We start from the raw sequence: 15,511 nt of genomic DNA, 5'->3' as shown, positions 1-15,511 counted from the left end.
GGTCCGGGACCAAGCGCCGCACATTGAGCATCGGCGGCCGGGCCATCAGCGCCTTGATTCAAACCCAGGGGATCAGCGACCTGGAGCGTATCTACCGTATGGCGCAACAGGATGGGGCGGATTTCAACCTTGCGTACATTGGCTCCGACTTTAACTTTGCGCACGATCGGAAATTCGATGGCGAGTACATGAAGCGTTTGTTCGATTACGCCTTTCAACTCAGCGCGAAGGGCTATCCGTGGCATAAATTGCCGTACCTGGAAAACGCTAAACTATGAAGACCCGCTAAAAGATTGAGGCAATCTGGCGCATCGATCAGTTGAGCCTGCAGTCGATTGCAATCTGCGTGATGGGCAGCTATCGGCCAAAAGCAGTCATGCGCTTTGGACACTATGCGCACTCAAGCTTATCCCGCAGAAACTCAATAAACCTTTGCGTTTTCGCTGGAAGCAAGCGGGTTTCAGTGAGCGCGTAAACCGACACTGGCAATGCTTGCCATTGCGGTAGTACTTTGCGAAGTTTCCCATCCGAAACGTCCTGCGCTGCGATCCCCTCAGGCAATAACGCCACGCCAAGATCCAAAGATGCCAGACGCCTCAGCATGCCTACGCTGTTAAGTTCGAATCGCCCTCCGACATCGACATCCACCCTTTCAGAAGCGCAAGACAGTGTCCAATGACCAGCACCCTGGCCACGCAAGCGCAGGCACTCATGATTAACCAGTTCCGATGGATGTCCAGGTTCACCGGATATCTCCAGATATCGCGGAGAGGCATACAGCCCGCGCCCCAAACTCGCGAGTTTGCGAGCAATCAGATTTGAGTTTGCAGGCTCCCCCATCCGAATCACAACGTCCACAGGATCAGTGATCAGATCGACCTGGCGTGGGCTCAGATCGAATTCGAAATTGATACCGGGATAGATCTGCGAAAACTCCGCAATCAACGGGGCCAGGTAGACGGTGGCGAAGTCTACGGGCAAAGAGGCACGCAGTAGTCCGCTGGGACGGGCCAAGATTTCGCCTAGCTGCTCGTGCGCCAGACGAGCTTCATCGACTATCCGCTTACAGCGTTCAAAATACAGCTGGCCCGCTTCGGTCGGCTCGATCTTGCGCGTCGTTCGATGCAACAACCGCAAGCCAATTCCTTTCTCTAGCTCACTGATACGCCGTGACAAGGTCGAGTTCGGTATCCCCAACGTTTCTGCCGCACGCGTGAAACTGCGCGCCTTCACCACTTCGACAAACAACGCCATGTCGTTAAGGAAGTCCAAATAATTATCCCACCTATGGATTAGTTATTTCGATTTTACGGCATTTATCCCGAATAAGGATTGATCAATCATAGGCCCATCACTCAAAGGGGCACCAAAATGAAATCTCTTTTTTCCGAAGTCCAGGTAGGCCGCTACACACTGTCCAACCGTATGGTCATGGCACCAATGACCCGCTCGCGCTCAGATGATGCAGGTGTGCCCAGCGAACTGGTTGCAAGCTACTACGCACAACGCGCCTCTGCGGGGTTGATCATCAGCGAAGGCGTATTCCCGGTTGCGCCAGGCAAAGGCTATGTCCGCACACCAGGTATCGAAACCACCCAGCAGGTCGCGGCGTGGAAAAAAGTCACCGACGCTGTTCACGCTCGCGGTGGTCGCATCTTCATGCAACTGATGCATTGCGGACGTGTGTCTCATCCATCGTTGCTGCCTGAGGGCGCACGACCTCAGGCGCCCTCGGCGATCAAAGCGGCTGGTCAGACCTACACCGCTACAGGATTGCAGGATTTCGTAATACCCCACGCCTTGACCATCGCTGAAATTGCCGAGGTTGTTGAAGGCTACCGCCAGTCAGCACGCCGGGCGATTGAAGCGGGTTTCGACGGCGTTGAATTGCACGCAGCCTCGGGTTACCTGCCTGAGCAGTTTCTCTCCACCGGCAGCAACCAACGCGACGACCAGTACGGGGGTTCGGTTGAAAACCGCATTCGCTTCGTACTGGAAGTGCTCACCGCCATGGTGAGTGAAGTGGGCAGCGACCGTGTCGGCATCAAGATTTCTCCAGAGATGAACTTCAACGACATTGTCGATGCCAATCCGCAGGAAACCTACACCTATCTGGTCAACCAGCTTCGTGACCTGAAGCTTGCTTATCTGCATGTAGCGCTGTTCGGGGCCAAGTTCGACTACCACGAGGCGCTGCGCCCGCTGTTCGACGGCAGCTATCTGATCGGCAGCGGCCAGACCAAAGAAAGCGCCGAGTCGCTGATCTATGAGGGTAAAGCAGACGCCGCGGTATTCGGCAGCACCTTCCTGGCCAACCCCGATCTGCCTGAACGGTTCCGGGTAGGCGCTGAATTAAATGCGCCAGACAAGGACACTTTTTACGCCCCAGGCGCAGAAGGCTATATCGATTATCCAACCCTGTCTCAAGAGGCCTGAGGACCGCAACCATGCTACCCATCGCACGTTTACAGCGCATGAACCACGGCAGCCAGTTCCGGGCGTTCACCCTGCGGGGTGATCAGTACGCGAAACCTATCGATCCGTTCTTGGGCGTAGACCATGCATGGATTAGCGGACCAACCTTTCCAGCGCATCCGCATGCGGGCTTTTCTGCGGTCTCCTACCTGTTTCTGGATTCGGAAACAGGCATCGATAACCGGGACTCGCTAGGCAACCGCAACCTGATCCAACCGGGTGGTTTGCACTGGACGGCGGCGGGTGAAGGCATTGTTCATGAAGAGGTCCCAGCCCAGCCGGGCAAGACCGTTCACATGTTGCAAATCTTCATCAACCTGCCACAGGACAAACAGGCAGATGCACCCTTTGTCTTCAGTGTGGAAGCTCAGGACGTCCCTACGATTTATCGGACTGGAGCTAAAATCAGAGTCCCATTGGGCAACTTCGAAGGGCTGGCTTCTCCGCTACTACTGCCTACGGACGTAAGGCTTCTGGACATCACTCTTGAAGCCTCAAGCGAAGTGAAGATCCCAGTTCCAGAAGGACACGTGGCGTTCGTGATGCCAATCGACGGTGAGGTGTATGTGGATGGTCAGCCTTTCGACCTGAATGATCCCAGGGCGCCGGTCAATCTTCCTCAGCGCGCGAATCGGGTTGTCACCCTGCAAGCAAAGAACGGAAATGCCAAGGCAGTCTTGTTTTCCGGCACTCCGTTGAATCAACCCGTGTTTTGGCAAGGGCCAATTGCCCTCGCTTCGATGGACGCGCTGGCCGCAGCAGTCGATGGCTACCGGCGCGGTGAGTTCGGAACACTGCCAACTCTTTAATCCAGAAACAGGGGGAAAGCCCCCATCGCAGTCGCCAGGAGAATCCCCATGTCATTCGAAAACTTCAATGCTGATAATGCCGCCTTGCTGCTGATCGACCATCAGGTCGGGACCATGGGCTGGGCTAAATCCATGCCTTTTGAAGAATTGAAGCGCAATGCCCTGATGCTGGCCAAAGCCGCTCGCATCCTCAAGCTTCCCGTAGTACTGACGTCCAGTATGGAAGAATATGCCCAAGGCCCGCTGCTGAGCGAACTGGAACAGATTCTTCCAACCGAATTTGCTGGTCGTATCAAGCGCATGGGCATCGTCAACGCAATGGACGATGAGAACTTCGCAGCAGCCGTGAAGGCAACCGGTCGCAAGAAACTGATCATTGCTGGCGTAACCAACGATGTGTGCACCGTTTATCCAGCACTCTCGCTGGTGCGTGAAGGCTTCGAAGTGCAGGTCGTTGCTGATGGCGGCGCATCACCGACAGCCATGGCGGATGACATTGCCTTACGCCGAATGGACAAAGCCGGTGTGACGCTGACCACCACCAACCAACTGATCGCCGAACTGGCAGGCAGTTGGGCCACACCAGAAGGAGGCGAGTTGGTTCAAGTACTCATGGAGGCCTTCGGCGAATAAAAAGTCTACTGCCTGAAACTCCTCAACAGGCACCGGCCCATGCATTTTAAATGCACGCATTTGCATGGCCGGTGTCATCAGAAGAAGCCAACAAAAGGAAGGTCAATCATGGCGCTCATCCACATAGGGTTTCACGCACGATCCTGAAACTGAACACCTTCAAAAGGCAATTAAAGCCGTGGCGTTATCACTTAATCCGAACGCTATCCATTGCCGAGTGATTCGAAGCATCACACCAGTTTCGTAAGCACGAGGAGCGGCAAGCTCGCTCTCGCAAGCGATCAAGAAAAGCTTAGACGGAACTGGCCGCTGATGTCAGTTTGGGGCAAAAGCGGGAAGTGAAGAACGTCCGCTTCTGGCCGTTTTCAGCCGGTCACCAAAAGCAGCTACCGGCCAAAAGCAGCCAGTCGGTTGCTGTGCTGGCGTTAGTACTCGAAATTATCCTTCACGCCTGGAAAGTCGAAATATTCTCTCGGAGCTGCTGTCAGAAATCCCCCTTGTGAAGTCTGTCTCCCCAGGACACCAGCAATTGAACGCCGGTGCCTTTCTTTCGCAGATTAACGGGCAGCTATTTGAGACTCCCGGCGAGGAACTGCTGCAACCGCTCGCTTTGCGGTTGTTCCAGCAGCGTGCCTGGCGCTCCCGACTCCTCCACCCGCCCCTGATGCAGAAACATGACGTGGTTCGACACCTGCCGGGCAAACGCCATTTCGTGGGTGACGACCACCATCGTCCTGCCCTCTTCGGCCAGTTGCTGCATGACCTTGAGCACCTCACCCACCAGTTCAGGGTCAAGGGCCGAGGTCGGTTCGTCGAACAGCATCACCTCGGGTTCCATCGCCAGCGCACGGGCAATGGCCACCCGTTGTTGCTGGCCGCCGGATAAATGCACCGGGTACTGGAGCTCGACTTTTTGTGGCAGCCCCACCTTGGCAAGGTAGTGACGCGCCCGCTCCAGTGCCTGCGCCCTGCTGATACCGAGCACGCTCATCGGGCACTCGATGATGTTTTCCAGCACGGTCATGTGGCTCCACAAATTGAAGTGCTGGAACACCATCGACAACCGGCTGCGCAGGCTCCGCAGCTGCCCGGGGTCAACCACACACAGCTCGCCCCTCGAGTTTCTGCGGGTGAGCAACTCTTCGTCGTTGACGACAATGCGCCCGGCCGACGGTTGTTCAAGATGGTTGATACAACGCAGGAAGGTACTTTTCCCGGACCCGGAGGAGCCGATGATGCTGATCACATCACCCGCCCTGGCCTTGAGCGAAACCCCTTTCAGCACTTCATGGTTGCCGTAGTTTTTATGGATATCTTCAACGATCAATTTATACATTCGAGCAAGTCCGATAGGGGTCAGTGCGTGCGCGGTTTGAGGTAGGCCAGCCAATGCAGTTCGCCGCGTCGAAACAGCCAGATCAGGAAAAAAGCACAGGCGGCGTACAACACCCCGGCAATGCCAAAGGCCGTGAAGGATGCATAGGTCGCCGAGTTGACATCCCGGGCGATCTTCAGCAAATCGGGCACGGTGGCGGTAAAGGCCACCGAAGTGGAATGCAGCATCAGGATCACTTCATTGCTGAAAAACGGCAGCGCACGGCGCAACGCCGACGGCAGGATAATCCGCCGATAAAGCGTGAACCGGTTCATTCCGTAGGCACTGGCGGCCTCGACTTCACCGTGGGCGGTCGCCCTGATAGCGCCGGCAAAAATCTCGGTCATGTAGGCGCAGGTATTGAGCCCGAACGCGAGCACCGTGCAGTTGAAGCCGTCACGAAAAAACGCGTTGAGAAAGTCCTGGGACCGCACCACATGCAAGCTGTACACCCCGGTGTAGAAGAACAGCAGCTGGATGTACAACGGGGTGCCACGAAACACGTAGGTGTAGCACCAGACCGGCAGGCGCAGCAGCGGGTTGCGGCTGACGCGGGCGATCGACAACGGTACCGCCAGCAAAAAGCCCATCGCCACCGCCAGAATCAGCAGCCACAAGGTCACCACCAGCCCGGAAAAGTGCGGCCCGTCACTCCACAGGTAAGCCTGCCAGTAGTTTTCGAGAATGCCGGTCATAGCGCAGCCTTCCTGACGCCGACCGAGTAGCGGCGCTCAAGCCACAGCAACACGCCATTGGAGACCGTGGTAATGGCGAGGTAAATCAGGCCACCGACCAGGGTGAAGTAAAAGAACTGCATCGAGCCCTTGCCCGCATCCTGCGTGGCCTTGACCACGTCGGTCAGGCCGATGATCGACACCAGGGCCGTCGACTTGATCAGCACCTGCCAGTTGTTGCCGATGCCCGGCAAGGCGTGACGCAGCATTTGTGGAAAGAGGACCTTGCGAAAGGTTTGCCCACGGGTCATGCCGTAAGCCCTCGCCACCTCGATCTGCCCCGCCGGGACGGCCTGGAAGGCGCCGCGAAACGTCTCGGTAAAGTAGGCCCCGTAAATGAACGCCAGCGTCACGACACCGGCCAGAAACGGGTCGATGTCAATCTGAGTGATGCCCAGCCAGTCGGTCATTCGGTTGAGCAACATCTGCAGACTGAAGAACAGCAGTAACATGATCACCAGGTCCGGCATGCTGCGGATCACGGTCGTATACCCCGCAGCCAGTGCGCGCAACAATCGATTGGACGACAACTTGGAACTGGCGCCAATCAGCCCGGCCAGGACGGCGATCAGCAATGAACAAAGCGCCAGTTTGACGGTAGCCAGGGTGCCCAGCAGGATCTGCGGGCCAAAACCTTCCAGAAGCATCTCACTCTCCTTGTTCTTGTTAGGGTGAGGTGAAGGGGGCAATAGAGCGCTCGAACGAGCGCCCTGTTCAAGATCACGACGACGCCTTACCTGGCGCCGTAGACATCGAAGTCGAAGTACTTGTCGTTGATCCGCGCGTAAGTACCGTTGGCGAGAATGGTCGCCAGGGCCTTGTTCAAGTCTTCGCGCAAGGCGACATCGCCCTTGCGCAAACCAAGGCCATCGCCGACGCCGAAGAAGCCCGGGTCCTCCAGAGTGGCACCGGCAAATTCATAGTCCTGGCCCGCCGCTGTTTTCAGGAAGCCGTAGCTGGCTTGAATGGCACCCTGCAACGAGGCATCAAGCCGCCCCACTACCAGGTCGGCGTACACCTGGTCCTGATTCTGATAGGAAAGAACGTCCACGCCCTTGGAACCCCAAACCGCTTTGGCATAGGACTCCTGGGTCGAGCCCTGCTCCACACCAATGCGCTTGCCCTTGAGCGACTCGAGGGTCGGCTGAAATCCCGATCCACGTTTGGCCACCAGGCGTGCCGGTGCATTGGACACCTTGTCGGTAAACGCAATCTGCTCAAGGCGTTTGGGGGTGATGGTCATCGAAGACGCCACCGCATCGAACTTGCGCGCCAGCAGTGCCGGGATCATCCCGTCCCAACTGCTTTCCACCCAGACGCAGCGGGCTTTCAGTTCGGCGCACAACGCTTCGGCGATGTCGACCCCGAAGCCGGTCAGCGTGCCATCCTGGTTCTTGTACTCCAGCGGTGGATACGTCGGGTCGACTCCCAGCTTCAACACCTTGCCGGACCAGTCGGCCGCCCCCGCCAGGCTCGAGGCCGTCAGGAACACCAGGGAAACGGCTGCAATCATCTTGTTCATTTTTATTCCTCTCAGACCGTAGGTTTTTTACCGGCACAACGGGTGAACATGCGCCGTCTCAACTCAGAAAACGTTCGACCAACTTGACCCAATAGCTCGCGCCTACCGGCAGGCAGCCGTCATTGAAGTCGTAGCCGGGGTTGTGCAGCAGGCAACCGCCTTCGCCCTCGCCGTTGCCGATCACCAGATAGCTGCCGGGGCACTTTTCCAGGACAAAGGCAAAGTCCTCGCTGGCCGTGAATGGCCGCAAGTCATCGATCAGGTGTTCATCTCCCAGCCACTCGCGGGCGACCTCATGGGCAAATGCCGTCTGTTCGGGATCGTTGATCAACACCGGATGGCAGTGCTGGTAATCGATGTGGACCCGGGCGCCGAAACTCTCGGCCTGGCCCTTGACCAATTCGGTGATCCTGACCTCCAGCAACCGCCGAACCTCGGGGGTCAGGGCGCGCACGCTGAGGCTCAAGTTGGCACTGGACGGGATGACGTTCGAGACGCTCCCGGCCTGCAGGGAGCCCACGGTGATGATCGCCATCTCCTGCGGGTTGACGTTGCGCGAGACGATGCTTTGCAGGGCCATCACGATCGAGGCGCCAACCACCACCGGGTCGACGGCTTTGTGCGGCACCGCGCCATGGCCGCCGTTGCCGATGATCTTGATGTTCACCGTGTCGGCAGACGCCATGAACGGTCCACTGTAAAAACCCAAATGCCCGACGGGATAACCCGGCACGTTATGCATGGCGAAGATCGCGTCACACGGAAAGCGTTCGAGCAGTCCGTCCTCCAGCATTTTCCTGGCACCGCCCAGCCCCTCTTCCGCCGGCTGGAAAATCAGGTGCACGGTGCCGTTGAATGCCCGTGTCCGGGCCAGATACTGACCCGCCGCCAGCAGGATGGCGGTATGACCGTCGTGACCGCAGGCATGCATGACACCGTCTATCCGGCTGGCATAAGGCAAACCGGAGGTTTCCTGGATCGGCAATGCATCCATGTCGGCGCGCAAGCCAATGGACCGACCCTCGCCATTTTTCAGGGTGGCAACGACCCCGGTCTTGCCCACCCCGGTGCTGACCTCAAAGCCCCACTGAGTCAGACACGCTGCAACCCGCTCACTGGTGGCGAACTCTTCAAAACCCAGCTCAGGGTGCGCGTGAATGCTGTGACGTATCGCGATCATTTCATCTTGCATCGCGGCAATACCAGGCAGGACCAAACCGGCATTCATGAATGTTCTCCTTCGAGGGCTGTGCAGCAGCGAAAGCGCTGTTGGGCTCGATCTTAGGGAACTGGCGCTGGGCTGGGGAGGCGCAGTTTGGTTATGATGACAACCATGAGTTGTCACCAGGGTGAGCAGATGAAACTGCATCAATTACAGGCGCTGATTGCCAGCGCCGAAACCGGCAGCATCCGCGCGGCCGCTCGTTCGCTGGAGATTTCCCAGGCGGCGGTGACCAAAGCGTTGCGCGAACTGGAAACCAGCCAGCAGCTACCGCTGTTTACCCGAACCTCCAGCGGTCTGAACTTCACCGAATACGGCAAAGTGCTGCTGACTCATGCCCGGCTGGTGATCAAGCAACTGGAGCACGCACAGACCGAGCTCGATCACATGCGCGGGAAGGCCCAGGGCCGGCTCTGTGTCGGGATCACCCCATGGGTTGCCCTGACCTTCCTGCCCGAAGTCGTGTCGGTATTTCGCGAGCGTATGCCACAAATCAGGCTGGAGCTGTACGAAAGCCTGATGGCCGTTGCCCAACCGCTGTTGCGCGACGGCAGCATGGACTTCGCGATTGGCCAACTCCATCCCACCCAATCGACCCAGGAATTCGCCAGCGAAACCTTGCTCGATTACCAGACCTCGGTGCTGGTCCGCGAGGGGCACGCCCGACAGCATGCGCGATCGATCCACGAGCTGCTGGAAGAAAACTGGACCCTGAACTACGCGCCGGACGGGCACGATGGGCTGATGCAGGAACTGTTCTGGAAACACGGCGCGCAGATTGACGAAAATCGAATCGTACGTGCTCATTCACTGGCCATTTTGCAGATGATGGTCGAGCGGGCCGACATGTGCACCTGGGGGCCTTCCATCGTGAGCACAGCCCCGCCATTCCTGGGGCGCGTGGTATCCCTGGGGTTGGCCGAGCAGTTCGAGCCCCGGCAGCTGAGCATCGTGACGCGCCGCGATGGCGCTCTGAGCAATCCGGCAGTCTGCTTCACCGAGTGCCTGTTGCAGGTCATTCGGCGCCATGCGCGTTCGGCCAAAAAAGAAGACCGCGCGTTGTTTGAAACCTTGCGGCTGCGGTGAGGTGAGCCTGGCCGCGCTCAAGGCGTCATCGCAGACTATTCTTGATCTGGGTAACCCACCGGTCGCACCGAAGGAGGTCTCTCGTTGATGCACTGTGTCCTTTTCAAAATCCGCTGATCCAACGGTCTGGGGCACGGCCCCAGGCACCTTTGTCTGCCCCCTGAAACGGAGACGCCAGCATGAGCACCTTGCAACTTCACCCCGCACTGGACAATGGCATCCAACCCGCCGCCGCGAATTTCACCGGTGGCACCCTGCAATGCCTGTGTGCGACCGACAAGGTCGAAGTCAGGATCGACGCACAAACCCTGCATAACCACGCGTGCGGCTGCAGCAAATGCTGGAAACCACAAAACGCGGTATTCGCCGTCATCGCCGTGGTGCCTCGAGATAAGGTCAGCGTCATTGCCCACGGCGAAAAACTGGAGATTGTCGACGCAGCCGCCACCATCCAGCGCCACGCCTGCAAGCAGTGTCACGCCCATCTCTTCGGGCGCATCGAGAACAAGGACCATGCGTTTTATGGCCTGGACTTCGTCCACACCGAGCTTTCGCCACAGAGTGGATGGGCGGCGCCGGGATTCGCGGCGTTCGTGTCCTCCATCATCGAAACCGGCACACCGCCAGCGCAAATGAAGGCTATCCGCGAGCGCTTGCGCTCGATCGGCCTGGAACCCTATGACTGCCTGTCCCCGGACCTGATGGACGCACTGGCGACCCATGTCGCCAAACAGAGAGGCCTGCTGCCCGCCGCCTGATCGATCGGTCGCCGCGGTTTCTTTTCCGGACTGCGGCGCCGATTCACCTTGAGATTGAATCCAGTACCCCCGCCCCCGGAGGGACTCATATGCCCCCACCGATGTAACGAACTATTTCGTGGATATTTACCTATAGAGAGGATCCTTATACGATGAGGCCCGCATCCACTGCTCTCCCTCAGGCGCGAGTAAGCCATCTAAATTTAGTGCATGACAAAGCGACTTGAAAATTGAGCTTTACAGACGAAAAACATTGCGCGGGCAAATACGCGAAACCGGATACGGACTCAATCGCCCCCACCTATAAATACAATATCATTGAGCACCCGAACAATGAACAGCACTAGCCCCCCGACTGAATTCCCCAATAATTTCAGCATCGTCATCGTGAATTACAAGACACCGGAAATCACCAAGATATGCTTAGAGTTATTGCACCAGCACGTGGGTGGCCACAACGTCCCAGTCTGGGTGGTTGACAACTACTCGGCCGATGAAAGCACTGAATACTTGCGAACACTGGACTGGATCAACTTGATCGAGCGATCCGTTTCCGAACCGGAAGCAGGCCATATCGCGCACGGCAAGGCACTCGACATGGTGCTGGAGCGAGTCGACACCGATTACTTGATCCTGATGCATACCGACACGTTCGTTTTCGATAAAAATGTCTTTCCGATGATACTGAACAAGTGCATCAATAATAAAAAAGTCGCAGCCGTCGGGTGTGTAGAGCAATTAAATCGTGGCACCGCGAGAACGCTTTGGCGCTTTAGTTCGCGACTATTCAAACACCACTACAGACGCATTAAAACCTCCATGGGATTACGTTCCAGAGAACCAAAACCCTACAGGGAGGTCTATTTGAAGAGTTTCTTCACATTGTGGAACTGCAAACTCGTCAAACAGCACGGCATGCACTTCTCGATGGATGATCGTGTTCCTGGATATACCCTTCAAGACCGAATGACCCAACTTGGTTATGTCGTTGAAACTTTATCGCCACGTAAAATCTTCAGCTATCTCGATCATATCCAGGCGGGGACTGTTGCAGCGGCTGGCGGCTATGGAAAGACTCATAGACGAACCAAAATGTACAATAATATACTTAAGCGCCTGAACAAGGGTGACGGCAAGGCCTAAGCTACGCCGACACGTATAAGCCAGTCACCCGCAGGTCGTTATATCAAGTTATCGGAGCAATAATGGCAGTCATCACTCAGGCACTACCCATCACCCTCTCACCGGAGCTTGATTTCGACCAGAACGACGCCAGCGCCTTTGGTGAGTCATTGACTGGCCAATATGTACAGGCCACGCCATTTCCGCACATCGTCATCGACAACTTCCTGCACGAAGACCTGATTGCAAGCATTTGCTCGAATTTCCCGGTCGAGCCAACCAACAACGAAATGCTCTACGAGCGCGGCTATAAAGGGCAACGAAAGCGTCAAATCAGCCCCAACGAATGCTCTCCGTTTTTAAAGACTGTTTTCAATGCATTCAACTCGGCACCCATGTTGCAGTTTCTTGAGAAGTTAACCGGCATCGAAGGCTTGATACCTGACCCCTACTTTACCGGTGGTGGCTTGCATGAAACGAAAAGCGGTGGCTTCCTGGGGGTGCACTCGGACTTCAGGCTCAACAAGAAGCTTAACGTCGAGCGCAGACTGAATATCATTATTTATCTGAACGAAGACTGGAAAGACGAGTATGGAGGCAACCTGGAACTTTGGGATGTCAACATGAAAACCTGTCTTAAAAAGGTTTTGCCCATTTACAATCGCTGCGTCATTTTCAACACAGACAAAGACAGCAATCATGGGCACCCGGAGCCTTTGAAGACCCCAGAGCACATCACTCGCAGGTCTATAGCGCTTTATTACTATACCGCCGGCACCTTGGCGATCGATCCCGCGCAAAGAAACAAAACCCACTACAAACCAAGGCCCAAAGATCGTTTCAGCCTCAAGTACTACATGAACAAGTTAATCAAGAAGAAAAACTGAGCCATACCGCCAGACGATTGAGTTCGTGCTTTTCAGGCTTTAGCCCGATGCCCGGTCGCGATCAGCTCCGTCGGGCACCCGCACTCGGTGCACGCCAGCAAGCCGAAAGCCTCTGGATCGCTCCTGCTGCAAGGGTAACGGAACGGAAACGTGAACGAGGGTGTCAGCTGTTTAGACACCCCTGTTTCGTCCCTCAACCCAAATGAAGCGGTGAAGTCATGAACAATATCATCTACCTCGTTGGCGCCGTCGTGATCGTCCTGTTTATCCTGTCGTTTGTCGGCATGGTCTGATTCACACTGTCAGATGCCAAGGGCAAAAAAGCCCGCTCAATGGCGGGCTATCTGGAACAGCCCCAAGTAACCAAGGGCTCTCACCCCTGATGTCTCGAGGGGGCCTCGTTGTTTGGTGGCGCATACGTTCCCCTGTAGGAGCTGCCGAAGGCTGCGATCTTTTGATCTTGATCTTCAGCAATCTCCAGATCGCAAAAGCAAAATCAAAAGATCGCAGCCTTCGGCAGCTCCTACATTATCTGTTTTCCCCCGGGATGCCGTTACAAACCCTTGCGCAAATCGTCCTCCAGCTTTCGACAAACCTCTGCGATGATGCTTTTTCCGACTGCCGGGCCGGAGTAGCTCTCTATTTCCTCGCGGCATTGTTCGACGGCATCACGGGCCTGCATGCTTTCCCTGTCTTGCGATGTGTTGCTGACATAAAAGCCGACTGCCAGGTACAAGGTGATTGCGACAGTGATTCCGACGACGATCTTGCCGACCCGACCAATTTTCTTTTCTGACGGTATTGGCCATCCGGGCGAGATTCGTATTTTTTGCCTGAGGTCGGATTGGCAGTGTTTACATAAAATGGCTTCAGCCATGATGACTTCCGCGCAATAGGGGCAACTCTTTTTTCCAGCCTCCACAGATGAAACTCCTTTTTCAAAACGAGATTCTAACATTGGGTTCGGGGGCGAGAGACAGCGTTGCTGCTCACCCAAAGCGCCGGCATCTCCCCACCTGATTTTTTTGTTGAATAGTCTGTTTGAGGTATTACCGAGGGCTGAGTTTGATCAACCATGACGCCAGTATTTCCCCCACGTGTCTGCACGGTTGCTTCATCCAACAATCACAACGAGGCGCTTGATCGCTATGGAAAAAGTCATCTATCTGCTGTGGCGTGATGCTCAAGTCAGTCCTGATACCTTCAACCATCGCCTGCGCAGTGAAGTCGCCGGGCAATTGCTGGCACTCGGTGCCAGTAGCGTGCAACTGAACCTGTCCGATGTCGATGTGCAGCCCGCAGCCGGACTGCGCCAGGAAAACAACCGACCACTGCCCGATGCCAGCCTGTCGCTTTGGCTGGACAGTGCCAACGGGCCCGCTCGTCGTCCTTTCGACAGCGTCATCACGGCCGCAACGGCACGCATGGCTGCCTACCTGGTATGCGAGTCGGTAGCCATCGCCAATACTCGCTTCCCTTCAACGCCCGGTGAACGTACTCACGGGTTCGCCCAGTTGGCCCTGCTGACCCGACCTCCGCGTCTGACGCACGAAGCCTGGCTGGACATCTGGCGCAACCATCACACTGAGGTGGCCGTAGACACCCAGGACAACTTCCAATACGTGCAAAACCTGGTGGTGCTGGCGCTGTCGCACGGTGCGCCAAGGATCGATGCCATAGTCGAAGAATGTTTCCCACCCGCTGCCATGACCGATCCCCGGGCCTTTTTCGATGCAGTGGGCGACGAAGCGAAATTCCAGCGTAACCTGGCGACGATGATGGACAGCTGCAGCCGATTCCTCGATTTCGACAAGATCGACGTGCTGCCTACCAGCCAGTACTGTCTGTAGGCCCGACGCCGACTTAGGGCGAAGGGCTGATCTGCCCTTGGCCATCAGTCACCCATCGACCCCAGTAGCCACTGGCGAAATATCTCGGCGGAGGCAGAACGCTTGCGATGCTTGAGCGACACCAGGAATTCGCCATTGCCTGTCACGCATTCGAAAGGCGTCACTCGCTGCAATTCCCCCTTGGCCAGCGCCTCATCCGCCATGAACGTCCAGGCCAGGCCGATGCCCATGCCTTGTTGAACGGCCCGATACGCCAACGTCAGCTGGTTGAAGACCGGGGCTTTGTCCCGTGCGACGAAGTCGATACCAAAGTGGCCGAACCATTGATGCCAGTCCAGACACTGCCAGGCGCAGGTGTCGATCTGCACCAGGTTGGCTTGCGCCAATTGTTCCAGTGTCTCGACCCCCGAGACATCCAGTGAAGGATGAGCCACGGCGTAGACGATTTCCGGCAGCAGGAAATCGCTGTCCAGCGAGGGCCATTGGCCGGAACCATAGAGTACGCCCACGTCGAAATCATTGAGGCTGGCCTCATCGAACTCATTCATCGCGTGAACGTGCACGGCGATGTCGGGGTACGCCTTGTTGAATTCGATCAGTTTCGGGAACAGCCAGAATTGGGCCAGGGCATGGGTCGCCAGCACCGAGACGGCGTTGGACTGATGAACGTTGCGAATTCGCGTGACGCTTTGGTACATCGTGGTGAGGAGCACGTTGACCGTCATCAGCAGTTCATCCCCTGCGCTGGTCAACTTGACCCCTCGTGGTTTGCGCTCGAAGAGCGGGACGCCCATGCAGTCCTCAAGCTGGCGCATCTGTTTGCTCACGGCGCTCTGGGTCAGAAACAGTTCGCCGGCGGCGCCCGTGAAGCTGGCGTGTCGTCCCACGGCCTCGAACGTGATCAGGGTCTCCAATGGGGGCAAGGTACGCAGATAACGGTTGATGACGGTTCTCCGGGACTGGCGATTGCCGCAAGACATTCCCCTGCGGAATGGGTGACCAACTTTATATCGCAGGTGGCGCTTGTCTGCCATGGCT

Annotated in this window: 16 protein-coding genes and 1 pseudogene; 9 read left to right on the top strand and 8 right to left on the bottom strand. The window is 56.7% G+C overall.

Features of this window, described 5'->3' with window-relative positions; translation table 11 throughout:
* Positions 1-278: pseudogene (locus C9422_RS29895) on the top strand (patatin family protein); the annotation flags it as partial.
* 112 nt (positions 279-390) lie between these two features.
* Here C9422_RS29895 and C9422_RS29890 read toward each other — a convergent pair.
* The gene (locus C9422_RS29890; protein WP_095966929.1) at positions 391-1,272 is read right to left on the bottom strand and encodes a LysR family transcriptional regulator; all 882 of its coding nucleotides are present in this window, start codon (positions 1,270-1,272) and stop codon (positions 391-393) included.
* A 99-nt stretch (positions 1,273-1,371) separates the two neighbouring features.
* On the opposite strand from C9422_RS29890, the gene C9422_RS29885 reads away from it, so the two are divergent.
* From C9422_RS29885 to C9422_RS29875, 3 genes are read left to right on the top strand one after another with little or no spacing between them, the layout of a single operon-like run.
* On the top strand, positions 1,372-2,436 hold the full coding sequence (locus C9422_RS29885; RefSeq protein ID WP_116583127.1) for an alkene reductase: 1,065 nt from the start codon (positions 1,372-1,374) through the stop codon (positions 2,434-2,436).
* Between the two features lie 11 nt (positions 2,437-2,447).
* Complete coding sequence (locus C9422_RS29880) at positions 2,448-3,284, top strand: pirin family protein (protein ID WP_116583126.1); 837 nt, start codon at positions 2,448-2,450, stop codon at positions 3,282-3,284.
* A 48-nt stretch (positions 3,285-3,332) separates the two neighbouring features.
* Positions 3,333-3,917 carry an isochorismatase family protein gene (locus tag C9422_RS29875; RefSeq protein ID WP_102701108.1) on the top strand — a complete coding sequence of 195 codons (585 nt, stop codon included), beginning with the start codon at positions 3,333-3,335 and terminating at the stop codon, positions 3,915-3,917.
* A 568-nt stretch (positions 3,918-4,485) separates the two neighbouring features.
* On the opposite strand, the gene C9422_RS29865 is transcribed toward C9422_RS29875, so the two are convergent.
* The 5 genes from C9422_RS29865 to C9422_RS29845 form a co-directional block, all read right to left on the bottom strand.
* A complete protein-coding gene (locus tag C9422_RS29865) occupies positions 4,486-5,253 on the bottom strand; it encodes an ABC transporter ATP-binding protein (RefSeq protein ID WP_116583125.1) in 768 nt (255 codons plus the stop codon).
* Between the two features lie 20 nt (positions 5,254-5,273).
* A complete protein-coding gene (locus C9422_RS29860) occupies positions 5,274-5,987 on the bottom strand; it encodes an ABC transporter permease (protein WP_116583124.1) in 714 nt (237 codons plus the stop codon).
* Positions 5,984-6,673, bottom strand: a complete 690-nt coding sequence (locus C9422_RS29855) for an ABC transporter permease (RefSeq protein ID WP_116583123.1) — start codon at positions 6,671-6,673, stop codon at positions 5,984-5,986. Before C9422_RS29855 ends, C9422_RS29860 begins: the two co-directional genes overlap by 4 nt.
* An 86-nt stretch (positions 6,674-6,759) precedes the next feature.
* On the bottom strand, positions 6,760-7,548 hold the full coding sequence (locus C9422_RS29850; protein WP_116583122.1) for an ABC transporter substrate-binding protein: 789 nt from the start codon (positions 7,546-7,548) through the stop codon (positions 6,760-6,762).
* A 58-nt stretch (positions 7,549-7,606) separates the two neighbouring features.
* A complete protein-coding gene (locus C9422_RS29845; protein WP_116583121.1) occupies positions 7,607-8,776 on the bottom strand; it encodes a M20 aminoacylase family protein in 1,170 nt (389 codons plus the stop codon).
* Between the two features lie 129 nt (positions 8,777-8,905).
* Here C9422_RS29845 and C9422_RS29840 point away from each other — a divergent pair, with 129 nt between their 5' ends.
* The 4 genes from C9422_RS29840 (at position 8,906) to C9422_RS29825 (ending at position 12,623) form a co-directional block, all read left to right on the top strand.
* Positions 8,906-9,856, top strand: a complete 951-nt coding sequence (locus C9422_RS29840) for a LysR substrate-binding domain-containing protein (RefSeq protein WP_007978198.1) — start codon at positions 8,906-8,908, stop codon at positions 9,854-9,856.
* A 179-nt stretch (positions 9,857-10,035) separates the two neighbouring features.
* A complete protein-coding gene (gfa, locus tag C9422_RS29835) occupies positions 10,036-10,614 on the top strand; it encodes an S-(hydroxymethyl)glutathione synthase (RefSeq protein ID WP_116583120.1) in 579 nt (192 codons plus the stop codon).
* A gap of 333 nt (positions 10,615-10,947) precedes the next feature.
* Positions 10,948-11,757 carry a glycosyltransferase family 2 protein gene (locus C9422_RS29830; protein WP_116583119.1) on the top strand — a complete coding sequence of 270 codons (810 nt, stop codon included), beginning with the start codon at positions 10,948-10,950 and terminating at the stop codon, positions 11,755-11,757.
* Between the two features lie 62 nt (positions 11,758-11,819).
* On the top strand, positions 11,820-12,623 hold the full coding sequence (locus C9422_RS29825; RefSeq protein ID WP_116583118.1) for a 2OG-Fe(II) oxygenase: 804 nt from the start codon (positions 11,820-11,822) through the stop codon (positions 12,621-12,623).
* Between the two features lie 553 nt (positions 12,624-13,176).
* Here C9422_RS29825 and C9422_RS29820 read toward each other — a convergent pair.
* Positions 13,177-13,500 (bottom strand): hypothetical protein, encoded by a 324-nt coding sequence (locus C9422_RS29820; RefSeq protein WP_256590045.1) that lies wholly within the window; start codon positions 13,498-13,500, stop codon positions 13,177-13,179.
* 271 nt (positions 13,501-13,771) lie between these two features.
* On the opposite strand from C9422_RS29820, the gene C9422_RS29815 reads away from it, so the two are divergent.
* Positions 13,772-14,473, top strand: a complete 702-nt coding sequence (locus C9422_RS29815) for an EthD domain-containing protein (RefSeq protein ID WP_116583116.1) — start codon at positions 13,772-13,774, stop codon at positions 14,471-14,473.
* Between the two features lie 44 nt (positions 14,474-14,517).
* Here the strand turns inward: C9422_RS29815 and C9422_RS29810 are convergent, their stop codons facing one another.
* A complete protein-coding gene (locus C9422_RS29810) occupies positions 14,518-15,453 on the bottom strand; it encodes a LysR substrate-binding domain-containing protein (protein ID WP_116583115.1) in 936 nt (311 codons plus the stop codon).
* Between the last annotated feature and the right edge of the window lie 58 nt (positions 15,454-15,511).

The sequence above is a fragment of the Pseudomonas sp. B1(2018) genome (assembly GCF_003097365.1).
GTDB classification, from domain to species: domain Bacteria; phylum Pseudomonadota; class Gammaproteobacteria; order Pseudomonadales; family Pseudomonadaceae; genus Aquipseudomonas; species Aquipseudomonas laurylsulfatiphila.
This window is presented reverse-complemented; position numbering and strand designations above follow the sequence as displayed.